The organism is Amycolatopsis sp. NPDC051106 (assembly GCF_040682775.1).
In the GTDB taxonomy this organism is placed as follows: domain Bacteria; phylum Actinomycetota; class Actinomycetes; order Mycobacteriales; family Pseudonocardiaceae; genus Amycolatopsis.
The window spans coordinates 1-13,718 of record NZ_JBFBBQ010000096.1 but is presented as its reverse complement, the minus strand read 5'-3'; the positions used below and the strand labels follow the sequence as shown (position 1 = coordinate 13,718).

The window sequence follows — 13,718 nt, the reverse complement described above, 5'->3', positions numbered from 1 at the left end:
GGTAGGAGCTATCGCGGACAGATCCGGTCCTCGAGACGATCCAGTACCCGGTCGACGCCACGACCATCCACTGTGGACGACGCCGTCGCCGACAGCCGCTCCCGGAGCGCCGCGTCGGACAGCAGTGAACGCAACACCGCGGTGACCGAAGGCAGCCGCTCCGCCAAGGATTCCGCGGGGCCGAGCCCCGCCGCCAGACCGAGCTCCACCGCCGCCCGGTAGCCCGGCTCCTGGTTGTCCACCAGCCGCACCGCCGCCGTCGGGACGCCGAGGCAGCACAGCTCGACGAACGTCACCCCGGCCGCGCTCACCGCGACGTCGGTCGTCGCGAACAGCTCCAGCAGCGCGGGGCTCGGCGCCGCGACCCGGATCGACTGGTCCGGCCGCAAGGCGGGCAGCGCGGGTTCGCCGCGCACCAGCACGTCCGCCGCGAACGGCAGTTCCGTGTCGCGAAGCGCGCGAAGCAGCAACCCGACCGTCGGCGCCCACTGGTCACCACCGCCGAGGGCCACCGTGACGTGCGGCGTCGGCCCGGAAAGCACCCGGCGCGTAGACCGCACGACGTCCCGAAGCGGCGCGTACGCGATCCCTCGCAGCAAGACGTCCGAGCCGTCGTCAGGCCGGGAAGAAGGCGCGAATCCCGAGTCCACGACGATGTCCGCGGGCCGGCGCCCGAACACGTCGTCCTCGATCGACACGAGCAGCGCGCCGGCTGCGTTGACCTCTTCGCGCAGGTCACCGAGGCCGTAGTGGTCGACGATCACCGCGTCGAACCCGGCAGCGTCGAACGACCCGCGCGAGACGCCCAGCTCGTCGAAGCGCGAAGCGAGCCACTCCGCGTTGTCGGTGCGGCCCGAGAACGCGACCGAACAACCCCGCGCCACCGCCCGCTCGGCGTAGGCGACCATCCGCGCGACGTGCCCGGCGCCGATCGACGCCGACGCGTCCGCGCGCAGGAGCAGCTTCACGAGCCGACTTTCTTCTGCTCGACGTGCGCGTTCAGCGCCACCAGGGCCGGCCGCGACCGCAGCAGCGCGACCACCGCCCGCCAGTCGCCGACGCCGTCGCCGAGTTCGCCGACCACAGCGGAAAGCAAAGACCAGTCCTCCGCGGTGTCCAACGTCACGCGCAGGTCGCCGGCCGCCGGGCTCACCACGATCCCGGTGCACGAGTAGCGCGAAGGATCCGAATAGATGCCCGACGTGACGTGCTCGCGGTGCGCGCCCACAGCCGTCGAGACCTGCTCGGCCAGCACGGCGGCTCGCACCAGCTCGGCATCGAAGCCGCGCGGCAGCGTCCGGACGAGCGTCGTGCTCACGTAATCGAGCGACGGCTGGGCCCGCCACAGCGTCGCGAGCTGGCCGATCAGCGCCGGGTCCAGCAGCGGGCAGTCGGCGGTGAGCCTGATCACGGCGTCGGCGGGGTGCTCTCGCAACGCCAGCCCGAAGCGGTCGAGGACGTCGTCGAGCGGGCCACGCACCACCGCGGCGCCACACCGAGCCGCCTCGATAGCGACGTCATCGTCCGAAGCGTCCGAAGACGTCGCGACCACCACCTGGTCGACGCCGGGTGCGGCCGCCGCGGCCCGGACGACCCAGCCCAGCACGCTGCGGCCGCCGAGCGTGCGCAGCACCTTGCCGGGGAGCCTGGTCGAGGACGACCGGGCCTGGATGACGGCGTTGACCACGGGCGCTGCACGCATGGGTGACATGATGGCCGACGGCCACAGTCACCGAAACGCGGAGGTCAACGATGTCCGAGCTGGATGGCTCCAGCATCCTGCTCACCGGCGGGACCGGTTCCTTCGGCAAGGCGTTCATCGCGCACGCGCTCGCCGAACTGAACCCGAGCCGGCTGGTCGTGCTCTCCCGCGACGAGCTGAAGCAGTACGAAACGCGCCAGCTGTTCGGCGACGACCCGCGCCTGCGCTGGTTCATCGGCGACATCCGCGACCGGCGCCGGCTCGAGCGCGCCATGCACGGCGTCGACTACGTCGTGCACGCCGCCGCGCTCAAGCAGGTCGACACCGGCGAGTACAACCCGTTCGAGTTCGTCCAGACCAACGTCATGGGCTCGCAGAACGTCATCGAGGCCGCGATCGACACCGGCGTCAAGAAGGTCGTCGCGCTGTCGACGGACAAGGCGTCGAGCCCGATCAACCTCTACGGCGCCACCAAGCTGTGCGCCGACCGGATGTTCATCAGCGGCAACCACTACGCGGCCGCGCACGTCACGCGGTTCTCCGTGGTCCGCTACGGCAACGTGATGGGCTCGCGCGGCAGCGTCATCCCGTTCTTCCGCAAGCTGGCCGAGCAGGGCGAGTCGCTGCCGATCACGCACAAGGACATGACCCGGTTCTGGATCACGCTCCCCCAGGCCGTGCGGTTCGTCGTCGACTCCTTCGACCAGATGCACGGCGGCGAGCTGTACGTGCCGCGGATCCCGAGCATGCGGCTGGTCGACCTGGCCCAGGCGATCGCGCCGGGCAGCGAGATGCACGAGGTCGGCATCCGCCCGGGCGAGAAGCTGCACGAGGAGATGATCGCCCCCGACGACGCGCGCCGGACGGTCCAGCTCAAGGACCGCTACGTCGTGCAGCCGCACCTGGCCGGCTGGGGCTTCCAGCCGCCGGCGGACGGCACGCCGATGCCGGAGGGCTTCGCCTACCGCTCGGACACCAACGACCTCTGGCTGGACGCGGAGGAGCTGCGCGAACTGGTCGAGCAGCATGGGTGACTTCCTGCCGTACGGCCGCCAGTCGATCAGCGAAGAGGACATCCAGGCCGTCGTCGACGTCCTGCGCGGCGACTGGCTGACGACCGGGCCCGCGGTCCAGCAGTTCGAAAACGACCTCGCGACGCACACCGGCGGGACACCGGCCGTCGTCGTCACCTCGGGCACCGCGGCGCTGCACGTCGCGTACGCGGCAGCGGGTATCAAAGCCGGTGACGAGGTCGTCGCCTCGCCGATGACGTTCGTCGCCACCGCCGCGACCGCCGCGCTGCACGGCGCGAAGGTGGTCTTCGCGGACGTCGAGGCGGACACCGGCAACCTGGACGTCGAGGCAGCCCGAGCCGCGGTGACCGAGCGGACGAAGGTCGTCGCCGCCGTCGACTACGCCGGCCACCCGGCCGAGCTGGACGCCCTCGCCGAGGTCGCGCACCACGCGGGCGCGCTGCTGCTGGAGGACGCGGCGCACTCCGTCGGCGGCTCCTGGCAGGGCCGCCCGGTGGGCTCGATCGCCGATCTGACGACGTTCTCGTTCTTCCCGACGAAGAACCTCACGACGGCCGAAGGCGGCGCCGTCGTCACGCCCCGGGAAGACCTGCTCGACCGGGCGCGGAAGTTCCGCAACCACGGTCTGGTCCGCGACCGCGCCGAGCAGCGCTACCCGGACGAAGGCGGCTGGCACCAGGAGGTGCACGAGTTCGGCCTGAACTACCGCCTGCCGGACGTCCTCTGCGCGCTGGGCAGCAGCCAGCTGACGCGGCTCGCGGAGTTCAAGAAGCGCCGCGCCGAGATCCACGCCCGCTACAACGCGGCGCTGGCCGACGTCGAGGGCGTGGCGACGCCGCCGAGCCGCCCGGGCGCCGACCCCGTGTGGCACCTCTACCCGCTGCGGGTCCTCGAAGGCCGCCGCAAGGCGCTGTTCGAGCACCTGCGGGGCGTCGGCATCGGCGTCCAGGTCAACTACATCCCGGCGTACTGGCACCCGGTGTTCGAGGACCTCGGCTACCGGCGCGGGCTCTGCCCGAACGCCGAGGCGTACTACGAGCAGGAGCTCTCGCTGCCGCTGTTCCCGTCGCTGACAGACGCCGACGTCGACCGCGTCGTCGACGCCGTGCGCGCGTTCTTCTAGATCAGGTCCCAGGTCAGGGGCGTGCCCTTCGCGGCGTCGACGCGGAAGGTGCGCCCCACGACCTTGGTGATCTCGGCCGGGGCCAGCCCGCCGGCGGGCCGGATCGACCGGACGTTCGCCGGCGTCACCTCGTCGCCCGCCTTCACGTCCTCGACGACGTAGAGAGACCGGCGCAGCCGCAGGCCCTCCTTCTCGCTTTCGCGCGGGCCCAGCACCGCCTGTCCCAGCGCTTCCCACGCCCGGTGCGTCTCGGTGACCAGCGCGGCCAGCTCCGCCGGCTCCAGCGAGAACTCGGAGTCGACGCCGCCGTCGGCCCGGGCCAGCGTGACGTGCTTCTCGATGGCCACCGCGCCGAGCGCGACGGCCGCGACCGGCGCCCCGATGCCCGGCGTGTGGTCGGAGAGGCCCACCAGCGTCTGCGTCAGGCCGGCCAGCAGCGGCAGGCCGCGCAGGTTGCTCTCGGACGGCGACGCCGGGTAGCTCGCGGTGCAGCCGAGCACGATCAGCTGGTCGTTGCCTGCCTCGCGGGCGGTGCGCACCGCGGCGTCGATCTCGGCGACGTTCGCCATGCCGGTGGAGATGACCAGCGGCTTGCCCGTGCGCGCACACAGCTCGATCAGCGGCAGGTCGACGATCTCCGACGACGCGATCTTGTACGCCGGCGCGTCCAGGGACTCCAGCAGCTCGACCGCGGTCGGGTCGAACGGGCTGGAGAAGATTTCCAGCCCGCGAGCGCGGGCCCGTTCGAACAGCGGCGCGTGCCATTCCCAGGGCGTGTGCGCCTTTTCGTACAGTTTGTACAGGTTCTCGCCGCCCCAGAGGGAATGCGAGTCCCCGATCCGGAACGCCGGGGTGTCGACGTCGATGGTGATCGTGTCGGGGCGGTAGGTCTGCAGCTTGACCGCCTGCGCGCCGGTTTCGGCGATGGCGTCGATGATCTGCAGCGCCCGGTCCAGATCGCCGTTGTGGTTGCCGGACATCTCGGCGATGACGAACGGCGCGTGGCCGGGGCCGATGTGGTGCGCGCCGAACCGGATGTCGTGCATGGTGCCTCCCCGGGGTGGACTGCGGGTCAGCTCAGAGTCTTGCGCAGCTGCCGGAAGCCGCTGACGGCAGGCGCGGCTTCGACGTAGCCGGCACGCTCGAAGAGCTTCGCCGAAGCGGCGTTGTCCTGGTGGACGGCGGCCAGCACGACCCGGACTCCGAGGCGTTCGCGCGCCGCCCGCTCCCCCTCGGCGAGCACCGCGCCGGACCGGCCGCGGCCGCGCTGCTCCGGCGCGAGGGTGATGCTGACTTCCCAGCCGTCACCGTCCCGGCGGTCGAACCGGACGGTGCCCGCCGGCTCGTCTTCGTGCTCGACCACGAGCAGCAGCCGGCCCGGATCGGCGAGCACCCCGCGCAACCACGCGAGGTGCTCGGCCATGGCCACCACGGCCGTCGAGCGCGACGACTGCCGCGTCCGCGGGTCGTTGCGCCAGCCGAGCAGCAGCCCGGCGTCGGCTTCGGTGGCTTCCCGGGCGCGCAACCTACTGGCTGACGGGCTCTTCGACCCGGTCCTCGAGGCGGCGCAGCCGGTCCTCGTAGCGGGAGATGCCGGCGAGCCGGACGCGGATCTGGGCGTGCTGGCGCTGGATCTCCTCGATGAGCGTGCGGGCTTCGGAGATCTGGGCGCTGTCGGTGCTGGGCACCAGCGACATCGACTCGCGCAGCGTCTCCAGGCGACCTTCCTGCGCGGCCACGTGCGGGATCAGGCGGTCGAGCTCGGCGCGGGTCCAGCGCAGGTCGCCGCGGGCCTGCTCGAGGTTGTGCTCGGCGTTGTCGAGCCGGCGCCGGTGGTCGGCGGTGGCGTGCTCGAGGTTGTTGACGCGCTCGGCCAGCCCGCGCGTGCGGTCGTCGACCCGGAAGTCGATGAGCCGGGCGATCCGGTCGACGAGGCCTCTGCCGAGTTTCTGCACTGCCATGAGTGGTCCTTACGTGGGTGGGGAGGCGCGTCTAGCGCAGGAGGGTGGTGTCACCGGTCTTGGTCCAGGAGTCCAGCAGCCGCCCTTCGGCGGCGATCTGGTGCTCCGGCCCGACGATGCAGGAATCGCCCGCGGCGTGCTCCCACGACGTCTGGTCCGGGTTGTCGATGAACGAGAACCCGGTGAGCACGAGCTGCGCGGTCGGGAACGACGTCCGCGCGATCCAGGCGGCCAGCGTGCCGGTGGTCGACCAGGTCGGCTCGTCGCGGGTCGGCAGGCCCAGCGCGTCCGACAGCGGCAGCACGACCTCGCGGTTCGACACCGGGACCGCGCCGAGGTCGGGGGGCCACCAGCCCGGCACGTCCTCCGGTTCCCAGTGCATCCGGCCGGGCTCGACCAGCAGGTAGAGGCGCTTGCGATAGTCCTGGAAGACGTACGGGGTGGCCCGGATCGCCCGGTTGAACACCACGACGTGCGTCCGCGAGCCGACGATCTCCTCGCCCGGTTTGTCGACGACGAAGCCGTTGACCCGGATCACCAGGTCGCACGCGTCGATCGCCTTCGCCCGCTGGGGGTCGGGCGGGAGCGGCTGGTTTCCGACGACGGCCACCGAGCGCGGGTCGGGCCGGTCGGCGTACGCCGCGAGCAGGTTGACCATCAAGCTCGCCGCGCCGAGAGCAGCAGTCATAAGCGGAGAAAGTACCAGCACGCAGGACACACCCCACCGCGTAGCGGTCCCTAACCTCTACCACACGGGCGGGGTGGGCCGGACGCCGCTCATCCCATCGGTACCCTCGTCCACGTGCATGCCACCAGCACGGTTCAGGCCGCGGACTCACCCGTAGCGACGTCGGCGCCCCCGACGTCGGACAGCAAGACGTTCGCGCGTGCCTTCGCCGACATCAAGGCCGGTTTCTCCGCCCGCGAGCTGTGGGGTCACCTCGGCTGGCAGGACATCAAGCAGCGGTACCGCCGCTCGGTGATCGGTCCGTTCTGGATCACCATCAGCCAGGCGGTCATCGCGCTCGGGCTCGGACTGCTGTACTCGCAGCTGTTCCACTCGCCGATCGAGGTGTTCCTGCCCTACCTGTCCACCGGTTTCATCCTGTGGGGCTTCATCAGCGGGTGCCTGGCCGAGGGCATGGAGACGTTCATCTCCAACGAGGGCCTGATCAAGCAGCTCCCGGCACCGCTGAGCGTGTACATGCTGCGCACGGTGTGGCGGCAGACGCTGCTGCTGGCGCACAACATGATCGTCTACGTCGTGATCCTCGTGATCTTCTTCAGCGCACTGGACAACCCGTACTCCCTGGGCTCCCCGGACGGCCTGTGCCAGGGGGACCTGTACTGCCACCCGGGCCTGAGCTGGAACATCCTGCTCGCCATCCCCGGCTTCTTCCTGCTCGCGCTGAACGCGGGCTGGGTGACGCTGCTGCTGGGCATCATCTCGACCCGCTTCCGCGACATCCCGCAGGTCATCAACTCGCTGATCCAGCTGCTGTTCTACGGCACGCCCATCGTGTGGCCGGTCGACCAGCTGCTCGGCGGCGGGGCTCGCGCGAGCATCTCGTGGGTGCTGCCGATCATCCAGCTGAACCCGCTGTACCACTTCATGCAGGTGGTGCGGGCCCCGCTGCTCGGCCAGTCGTTCACGCCGGGCAACTGGATCGTGGTCGGCTCCATCACCATCGTCGGCTGGGCGCTCGCGCTCGTCGCGATGCGCAACTACCGTGCTCGCGTCTCCTACTGGGTGTGACAAATGGTCAGCATTGACGTCCACAACGCCTTCGTCGACTTCCCCATCTTCGACGCGAAGACCCGGTCGATGAAGAAGAAGGTCCTCGGCAAGGTCGGCGGCAAGATCGGCACCGACACGAAGGTGCCGATCATCGAAGCCCTGCACGACGTGACGCTTTCGCTGCGCGAAGGCGACCGGGTCGGCCTGGTCGGGCACAACGGCGCCGGCAAGTCCACGCTGCTGCGGCTGCTCGCCGGGATCTACGAGCCGACCCGCGGGTCCTCGCGGATCCAGGGCAAGATCGCGCCGGTGTTCGACCTCGGCGTCGGCATGGACCCGGAGATCTCCGGGGTCGAGAACATCATCATCCGCGGCCTCTTCCTCGGCATGACGGCCAAGGAGATGGAGAAGCGCGTCGACGACATCGCGGAGTTCACCGAGCTCGGCGACTACCTGCAGATGCCGCTGCGGACGTACTCGACGGGCATGCGCGTGCGGCTGGCGCTGGGTGTCGTCACGTCGATCGACCCGGAGATCCTGATCCTCGACGAGGGCATCGGCGCGGTCGACGCGGCGTTCCTGAACAAGGCGCGCGACCGGCTCAAGGACCTCGTCAAGCGCTCCGGCATCCTGGTGTTCGCCAGCCACTCCGACGAGTTCCTGTTCGAGCTGTGCGACTCGGCCCTCTGGATGGACGAAGGCCACATCAAGCAGCAGGGTTCGCTGCGGGACGTCCTCACCGCGTACAAGGGGCGTGACCCGTTCGAGAACATGAGCCAGGAAACTTTGGCGCGCTTCGGCGTCGAGCCGGCGGCGACGACGAACGGCGGCGAATGATGGCCAGCGAGACCCGGCAGCTGCCCGACGGCGCGGTCGTCGGCGTGGTCGTCACGCGGCACCGGCGCGAGCTGCTCGCGGACTCGCTGAAGATCATCGCGGCCCAGACCCGGCCGGTCGACCACCTGGTCGTGGTGGACAACGGGCCGGACGACTCGGCTCGTGAGGTCGTCGAGAACTACCCGCTGCCGGTCACGTACTTGCCGTCGCACCGGAACCTCGGCGGTGCCGGCGGGTTCGCGCTGGGCATGCTGCACGCGCTGTCGCTGGGCGCGGAGTGGGTCTGGCTGGCCGACGACGACGGGCGGCCGGCTGACGAGAACGTGCTGGCGATCCTGCTGGCGGAGGCGGAAAAGCGGAACCTGGCGGAGATTTCGCCGGTGGTGTCCAACATCGACGCCCCGGACAAGCTGGCGTTCCCGCTCCGCCGCGGCCTGACGTGGAAGCGGTCGCAGTCCGAGCTGGGCGTGGACTTCCTGCCCGGCATCGCGTCCCTGATGAACGGCGCGCTGTTCCGCGCGTCCACTTTGGACGTCGTCGGGGTGCCGGACCTGCGCCTGTTCTTCCGCGGCGACGAGGTCGAGCTGCACCGCCGGCTGGTGCGGTCGGGGCTGCCGTTCGGCACGTCGCTGAAGACGAAGTACCTGCACCCGGACGGCTCGGACGAGTTCAAGCCCATGCTGGGCGGCAAGTTCCACGCGCAGGACCCGGAGAACGAGGTCAAGCGGTACTACACGTACCGCAACCGCGGGTACCTGTTGTCCCAGCCGGGAATGCGCAAGATCGGCGCGCTGGAGATTCTCCGGTTCGGACTGTACTTCGTAGGCGTGAAGCGCGACCCGAAGGCGTTCATGCAGTGGCTGAAGCTGGTGCGCCAGGGCCGCGCGGAGAAGTTCTACCGCTACTGAAACTGCCCTTCGAGCGGCACCGGCACGGACTCCGTCCGGACGTCGGTGAGCTCGGCGGCGGGCACGGTGCGGCGCCACACGCGGTAGTCCACTTCGGACAGTCCCAGGTCGCGCGCGATGAGGTAGTCCTCGTCGGCCAGGTGCAGGTCGGCGGTGTCGCGCGTCCGGCCGAGGAGCTCGAAGGTGCCACCGCGCCACCGGCACAGCGTCCGCACGAAGGTGAGTTCGTCCAGCTCGACCTGGTCGACGGCCTTCATCCGGAAGCCGTAGGTCTCCCCGAAGTCGGGGGGCGCGGCGGCGCCGGGCAGCGGGTGCAGGACGACCCGGGCGGGGCCGGCGAACTCGGCGTCGAAGTCCCCACCGCGGTACCGCGCGGTGTAGCCCCGCCGCACGAGTGGAGGCAGCGGCACGGGCGGCGGGAAGAACGCGGCTTCGCCGAAAGCGTCCTTCTGCTCGGGGATCCAGCCGACCTTACGGCTGTGGTACTGCCCGAGCCGCTCCTCGGTGTTGTCGGCGCGGCGCACGAGGAGTTCGGCGCCGACGGGGATTTCGACCAGCCGCAGGACGTATTCGGGCAGCGGGTGGTCGACGCCGGGGAAGTACCCGGTCCCGAGGTACGGCGGCGGGTAGACGCGGGCGACGCCGAGTTCGGCGGAGATTTCGCGGTCGCTCGAGCCGTAGGAGGTGCGGAACGGGAACGTGTGGCCGGCGGTGAACCGGAGCAGGTAGAGCTCGTCGAGCGGGCCCCAGCCGGGGATCTTGGCGAGGCCGTAGTTCCGGACCATGGCGGCGGTGTCGAGTTCGGCGACGTCCTCGGCGCGGCCGGCGAACCCTTGGACCCGGTGCGGTTCGAAGCGGCCGGGGACGAGGACGTTGCCCAGGTAGAGGCCGACCAGGCCCGGTTTGACCGGGAGCTGGACGACCGTGCTGCCGAGGAGACCGGCGGGTGCGTCAGCGGTCATCGGTTTCCTCTGCTGTCGGGTAGTCGGTGCGCTCTTCTCGGAGATCGGTGACCATGTCTTTCGGAGCCAACGCGACGAACATCATCATTTCCGGCCGCTGGAACTCCACTTCGGGGTATGCCTCCGGCTCCGCCCAGACCCGTGCCGCCCACTGCCCGTCGCCGGCCGTCATGAACAGCGAGTAGCGGCCGTCGCGCTCGTCCACCACCTCGAACTCGTGCTCGAGGAAAGTGCCCCAGGTCCGGATGATGTACCACTCGTCGAGGTCGGCGACCGGCACCAGCTTCCACGGAACGCCATCGCGGTAGAGCTGCACATCGGCGGGAACCCGCTCGGCCGCGGCATAAGTTTCGCCTCGGTAGACCGCGCGCTCGGCGGGCGAGATCTTACGGATTTCCGGCACTTGCCCCTCCTCTTCCGCGCACATCGAACCAGCCACGATCGGGGAGGTAGACCCCCGCCAGGGATTCGGTGCCGTCCGCGTGCACGAGCCACATCTCACCACGGCCCCGATAGTCCCGCGGGGCGTGCATCCACTCCGGAACACCGCCGCCGGTGTAGCCGGTGCCGAGGAACGGCGGGTCCATCGGCCGCGGGTTCGGCTGGCCGGAAAGGGCCTGCATGTCGCTGACCGAGCCCGGATCGGTGCCGCCGTAGCTGATCTCCATGGCGGACGAATCCCGTGAGGCCGGGAACCGGAGCTGATAAGCCTCGCTCGCGCCGGCTTGGATCGGGGTCCACCCCGCGCCTTTGTCGTCGAGGGCGAGCTTGTCCCGGAACTCCTGCGGAGTGCCGTACTGAGCCGAGTCGCTCCCGCGAGCGACCGAACCGGCCACTGAGTCGGGGTAGTTGGGCCTGGTGGCCCCGGAGTGACGATCCACGACCGTGGTTTGGTTGCCGACCGTGGCCTCACCGATCTCCGGCTTCACCACCTTGGTCATGAGTTCGCCCGGGTTCGCCTTCAACTCGTTGCGCACCGCCACGATCTCGGCTCGTTGCGCATGGGTGAGGTCCGTGACCGGTTGAAGGGTCATCGCCAGGTGGCGGTCCGGGTCGTAGCCCAATCGGGCCGCCGCGTCGCGGATCTGGTTGTCCGTCGATGTCGGGCGCGTCTGCATCGACTCGCGCGTGTACTGGCCGCGCAGCTCGTCGTCGCTCGCGTGGTGGCCCTGGTTGTTGTGCATTCCGCCGCCGTCGTCCGGCGGGCGAGGTGGGGGGTTCGAGCCTGGTGGGGGCGGGTTTCCGCCGCCACCGGCTGTCTTGGCCGGTGGTGCGTCGACCGGCTTGCCCGCCGCCGCGATCGTGGCCGCGTTGTTCGCTTCCGTGGTCTGGTAGTGCTCGCGGACCGCCTTCGTGCGCGCTCCCGCGTCCTCGACCGCCTTGCCCGCGCGGGCCACGTGCTCCTTGGCCGCCGACACCGTGCCGTTGAGCGTGCCGGTCATCCCCGAGCCGATCACGCCCATCGACTTCGCGCCGAAGTTCGCCCCTGCCACGGTTTGGCCGACCGCGTGAACCTTGTCCTTCGTGCGGCCGAGGTGACCCTCCATCGTGCCGAGCGAGTCCGTGTGGACCCCGTACCCACCGCCGTGACCGCCGGCGCTCGTGTGCGGTTCGCGCGCCGGCCGCGGCTCGGTGGGGTGTGCGTTCGACGTCTCGTGGTGTGTCGGCGACGTGTCCGTGTGGTGGGGCGTGCTGGTGTGGTGCGGCGTACTCGTGTGGTGAGTCGCCACGTCACGCCTCCGTCTCGTACGGCTTCGCGGCCTGGTAAGCGCCCATCGTGAGGCCGCCGACGGTGGAGAACCGGTCGAGGCCCTTGGTCAGCTTCTCCATCGCTTCCATCAGCTTGGCCAGCCGGCCGCCTTGGCGCGCGAAACCCTCCAGGAGCTTGCTGATCTTGCCGGCGATCTTCGACGCGGTCGCCGCGGCGCGGGCCGACGCGACACCGCAGAACGCCGCGATCGAACCGCCGAAGGTCACCACCGCCGAGGCCGCCGCGATCAGCGCGTCGCGGATCAGCTCGGCGATCACCGACGAAATGAGCCCGAAGACGATGCCGCGCAACGTGCAGACGAGCATGCCGGAGATGCCCGCGACCGCCGCGGTCCCGTCGAGCGTCTTGCCGAGCGACTCCAGCTCCTCGGCCATCTTCGTGAGGCTGTCGCGGTAGGCGTCGGCGGCCTGGCCGGTCCACTCGGCGACGCTGCGGAGGTCGTCGCGGTGCTCCTGGGCGAGCGTGTGCATCTCGGCCGCGGCGGACTTGAGCTGGTCGACGTTCGCGTTGATCTCGTCGGGGTTGCCGAGCAGCGCGTCGAGCGGCTCGCGCAGGAAGCTGACGTGCTCGAGCAGCCAGCCGACGCCGGCGTTGAGGATGGCGCCGAGCGGGTCGATCGCGGCGCCGACGGTGTCGACGACCGCGCCGGCCGCGCTGACGGCGACCCCGAGGACGTGTTCACCTTCGGACTCGGAGTCCGACTTGATCGAGTCGACGAGCCCGGCGTAGGTGTCGACGATGCCGGCACCCGAAGTCGCGGTGGTCATGGTTTCTCCTCCCCTCAGTCCCGGCGCAGGAACGTGGTGTCCCCGAAGTCGTCATCGTCGTCACGCGGCGGCCGCGACGGGCGGCGTACCGGCGGTGGCGGCGGGGTTTCCGGCTCGTCGTGCTGCCAGAGCCGGCGTTCCCGGACCGGCTCGGGCGCGGGCGGCTCTTCGGGCTCCTCCGGCGGCACGTAGCCGGTGACCATGTGCATCGCCTCGGAGTCGCCGCCCAGCGGGGCGAACGCGGCCGCGACGTTGACGGCGGCGCCGCGCTGGGCCTTGCGAGCGAGCTTGAGGATCTCTTCCGCGAGCTGGGCGCCGGACTTCCCGGCCAGCGCGGAGTCGGTGAGCCGCAGGTCGGTGAGCGAGCCGTTCGGGGCGACGCCGACGCGGATGGTCCCGTCGGGCGAAGCGACGGTCGTCCCCGCAGCCTCCAGCCCGACGCGGAACTCTTCGGCCTTCGCCTGGACGTCCGCGATCTTCGTTTCGAAGCCCGCCAGCCATTCCTCAGGTGTCATGCTCGCCTCCGCGGTGTCCGACGCGCCGCGAAGGTTACTGGTTCCACGACCAGCGCAAACAGAGAACGGCCCCGGTTCCCCGGGGCCGTTCCGTTATGTCCGTTATTCGCCGATCACGGGCGGCGCGGTGCGCATGTCCGTCCCGAAGACCTCGTCGGGGTCACCTTCGACGAGGTAGGTCGGACGCGAGTGCTCCGTGTCCTCGTCGCCCTCGCCCTTCTGGCCGCGGCCCATGCCACCGCCCGCGCCCATGCCGCCGCGACCGGCGCCCGCGCCACCGGCACCGAGGCCGCCCATCCCGCGTCCCGCGGCCGCTTCCGCCGCGCCGATGCCGCCCGGCCGGGCCGCACCCGAGGCGGCACCCGCGCCCGTCGAGCTGCCGGCGCAGTTCACCACCGTC

Annotated in this window: 16 protein-coding genes and 1 pseudogene; 5 read left to right on the top strand and 12 right to left on the bottom strand. The window is 70.6% G+C overall.

The window, feature by feature from the left end:
- Positions 1-8: 8 nt before the first annotated feature.
- Positions 9-968, bottom strand: coding sequence for a spore coat protein (locus AB0M83_RS40745; protein WP_364525903.1), 960 nt, complete (start codon positions 966-968; stop codon positions 9-11).
- Positions 965-1,711 carry a glycosyltransferase family protein gene (locus AB0M83_RS40740; protein ID WP_364525901.1) on the bottom strand — a complete coding sequence of 249 codons (747 nt, stop codon included), beginning with the start codon at positions 1,709-1,711 and terminating at the stop codon, positions 965-967. Before AB0M83_RS40740 ends, AB0M83_RS40745 begins: the two co-directional genes overlap by 4 nt.
- A gap of 41 nt (positions 1,712-1,752) precedes the next feature.
- Here AB0M83_RS40740 and pseB point away from each other — a divergent pair, with 41 nt between their 5' ends.
- Together pseB and pseC are read left to right on the top strand one after the other, a co-directional pair.
- The gene (pseB, locus tag AB0M83_RS40735) at positions 1,753-2,736 is read left to right on the top strand and encodes a UDP-N-acetylglucosamine 4,6-dehydratase (inverting) (protein ID WP_364525899.1); all 984 of its coding nucleotides are present in this window, start codon (positions 1,753-1,755) and stop codon (positions 2,734-2,736) included.
- Positions 2,729-3,859: a UDP-4-amino-4,6-dideoxy-N-acetyl-beta-L-altrosamine transaminase gene (gene pseC / locus AB0M83_RS40730; protein WP_364525897.1), complete on the top strand. Its 1,131-nt coding sequence runs from the start codon at positions 2,729-2,731 to the stop codon at positions 3,857-3,859. The genes pseB and pseC overlap by 8 nt, the downstream gene beginning before the upstream one ends.
- On the opposite strand, the gene pseI is transcribed toward pseC, so the two are convergent.
- Genes pseI through AB0M83_RS40710 form a run of 4 tightly spaced genes read right to left on the bottom strand, consistent with a single transcriptional unit; the run spans position 3,856 to position 6,478 of the window.
- A complete protein-coding gene (gene pseI / locus AB0M83_RS40725; protein WP_364525895.1) occupies positions 3,856-4,905 on the bottom strand; it encodes a pseudaminic acid synthase in 1,050 nt (349 codons plus the stop codon). The genes pseC and pseI overlap by 4 nt on opposite strands.
- Before the next feature lie 26 nt (positions 4,906-4,931).
- Positions 4,932-5,384: a GNAT family N-acetyltransferase gene (locus AB0M83_RS40720; RefSeq protein WP_364525893.1), complete on the bottom strand. Its 453-nt coding sequence runs from the start codon at positions 5,382-5,384 to the stop codon at positions 4,932-4,934.
- Between the two features lies 1 nt (position 5,385).
- Entirely contained in the window at positions 5,386-5,820 is a 435-nt protein-coding gene (locus AB0M83_RS40715; RefSeq protein ID WP_364525891.1) for a hypothetical protein, read from the bottom strand.
- Between the two features lie 31 nt (positions 5,821-5,851).
- Positions 5,852-6,478 carry a hypothetical protein gene (locus AB0M83_RS40710; RefSeq protein WP_364525939.1) on the bottom strand — a complete coding sequence of 209 codons (627 nt, stop codon included), beginning with the start codon at positions 6,476-6,478 and terminating at the stop codon, positions 5,852-5,854.
- A gap of 144 nt (positions 6,479-6,622) precedes the next feature.
- On the opposite strand from AB0M83_RS40710, the gene AB0M83_RS40705 reads away from it, so the two are divergent.
- Genes AB0M83_RS40705 through AB0M83_RS40695 form a run of 3 tightly spaced genes read left to right on the top strand, consistent with a single transcriptional unit; the run spans position 6,623 to position 9,303 of the window.
- Positions 6,623-7,576: an ABC transporter permease gene (locus AB0M83_RS40705; protein WP_364525889.1), complete on the top strand. Its 954-nt coding sequence runs from the start codon at positions 6,623-6,625 to the stop codon at positions 7,574-7,576.
- Between the two features lie 3 nt (positions 7,577-7,579).
- Complete coding sequence (locus tag AB0M83_RS40700; protein WP_364525887.1) at positions 7,580-8,395, top strand: ABC transporter ATP-binding protein; 816 nt, start codon at positions 7,580-7,582, stop codon at positions 8,393-8,395.
- Entirely contained in the window at positions 8,395-9,303 is a 909-nt protein-coding gene (locus AB0M83_RS40695; protein ID WP_364525885.1) for a glycosyltransferase family 2 protein, read from the top strand. The genes AB0M83_RS40700 and AB0M83_RS40695 overlap by 1 nt, the downstream gene beginning before the upstream one ends.
- Here AB0M83_RS40695 and AB0M83_RS40690 read toward each other — a convergent pair.
- The 6 genes and pseudogenes from AB0M83_RS40690 to AB0M83_RS40665 form a co-directional block, all read right to left on the bottom strand.
- A complete protein-coding gene (locus AB0M83_RS40690) occupies positions 9,297-10,265 on the bottom strand; it encodes a hypothetical protein (RefSeq protein ID WP_364525884.1) in 969 nt (322 codons plus the stop codon). The genes AB0M83_RS40695 and AB0M83_RS40690 overlap by 7 nt on opposite strands.
- Positions 10,255-10,704, bottom strand: a complete 450-nt coding sequence (locus AB0M83_RS40685) for a hypothetical protein (RefSeq protein WP_364525882.1) — start codon at positions 10,702-10,704, stop codon at positions 10,255-10,257. The genes AB0M83_RS40690 and AB0M83_RS40685 overlap by 11 nt, the downstream gene beginning before the upstream one ends.
- Positions 10,652-11,995: a hypothetical protein gene (locus tag AB0M83_RS40680; RefSeq protein WP_364525880.1), complete on the bottom strand. Its 1,344-nt coding sequence runs from the start codon at positions 11,993-11,995 to the stop codon at positions 10,652-10,654. Before AB0M83_RS40680 ends, AB0M83_RS40685 begins: the two co-directional genes overlap by 53 nt.
- Position 11,996: 1 nt before the next feature.
- Entirely contained in the window at positions 11,997-12,803 is an 807-nt protein-coding gene (locus AB0M83_RS40675; protein WP_364525878.1) for a WXG100 family type VII secretion target, read from the bottom strand.
- 14 nt (positions 12,804-12,817) lie between these two features.
- Positions 12,818-13,318, bottom strand: coding sequence for a YbaB/EbfC family nucleoid-associated protein (locus tag AB0M83_RS40670; RefSeq protein WP_364525876.1), 501 nt, complete (start codon positions 13,316-13,318; stop codon positions 12,818-12,820).
- Positions 13,319-13,420: 102 nt separating this feature from the next.
- Positions 13,421-13,718: pseudogene (locus tag AB0M83_RS40665) on the bottom strand (hypothetical protein); the annotation flags it as partial.

Coding starts and splice junctions, on each gene's coding strand:
- pseB (WP_364525899.1), top strand. CDS start 1,753: ATGTCCGAGCTGGATGGCTCCAGCATCCTGCTCACCGGCGGGACCGGT.
- AB0M83_RS40670 (WP_364525876.1), bottom strand. CDS start 13,318: ATGACACCTGAGGAATGGCTGGCGGGCTTCGAAACGAAGATCGCGGAC.
- pseI (WP_364525895.1), bottom strand. CDS start 4,905: ATGCACGACATCCGGTTCGGCGCGCACCACATCGGCCCCGGCCACGCG.
- AB0M83_RS40675 (WP_364525878.1), bottom strand. CDS start 12,803: ATGACCACCGCGACTTCGGGTGCCGGCATCGTCGACACCTACGCCGGG.
- AB0M83_RS40690 (WP_364525884.1), bottom strand. CDS start 10,265: ATGACCGCTGACGCACCCGCCGGTCTCCTCGGCAGCACGGTCGTCCAG.
- AB0M83_RS40740 (WP_364525901.1), bottom strand. CDS start 1,711: ATGTCACCCATGCGTGCAGCGCCCGTGGTCAACGCCGTCATCCAGGCC.
- AB0M83_RS40700 (WP_364525887.1), top strand. CDS start 7,580: ATGGTCAGCATTGACGTCCACAACGCCTTCGTCGACTTCCCCATCTTC.
- AB0M83_RS40710 (WP_364525939.1), bottom strand. CDS start 6,478: ATGGTCAACCTGCTCGCGGCGTACGCCGACCGGCCCGACCCGCGCTCG.
- AB0M83_RS40695 (WP_364525885.1), top strand. CDS start 8,395: ATGGCCAGCGAGACCCGGCAGCTGCCCGACGGCGCGGTCGTCGGCGTG.
- pseC (WP_364525897.1), top strand. CDS start 2,729: ATGGGTGACTTCCTGCCGTACGGCCGCCAGTCGATCAGCGAAGAGGAC.
- AB0M83_RS40715 (WP_364525891.1), bottom strand. CDS start 5,820: ATGGCAGTGCAGAAACTCGGCAGAGGCCTCGTCGACCGGATCGCCCGG.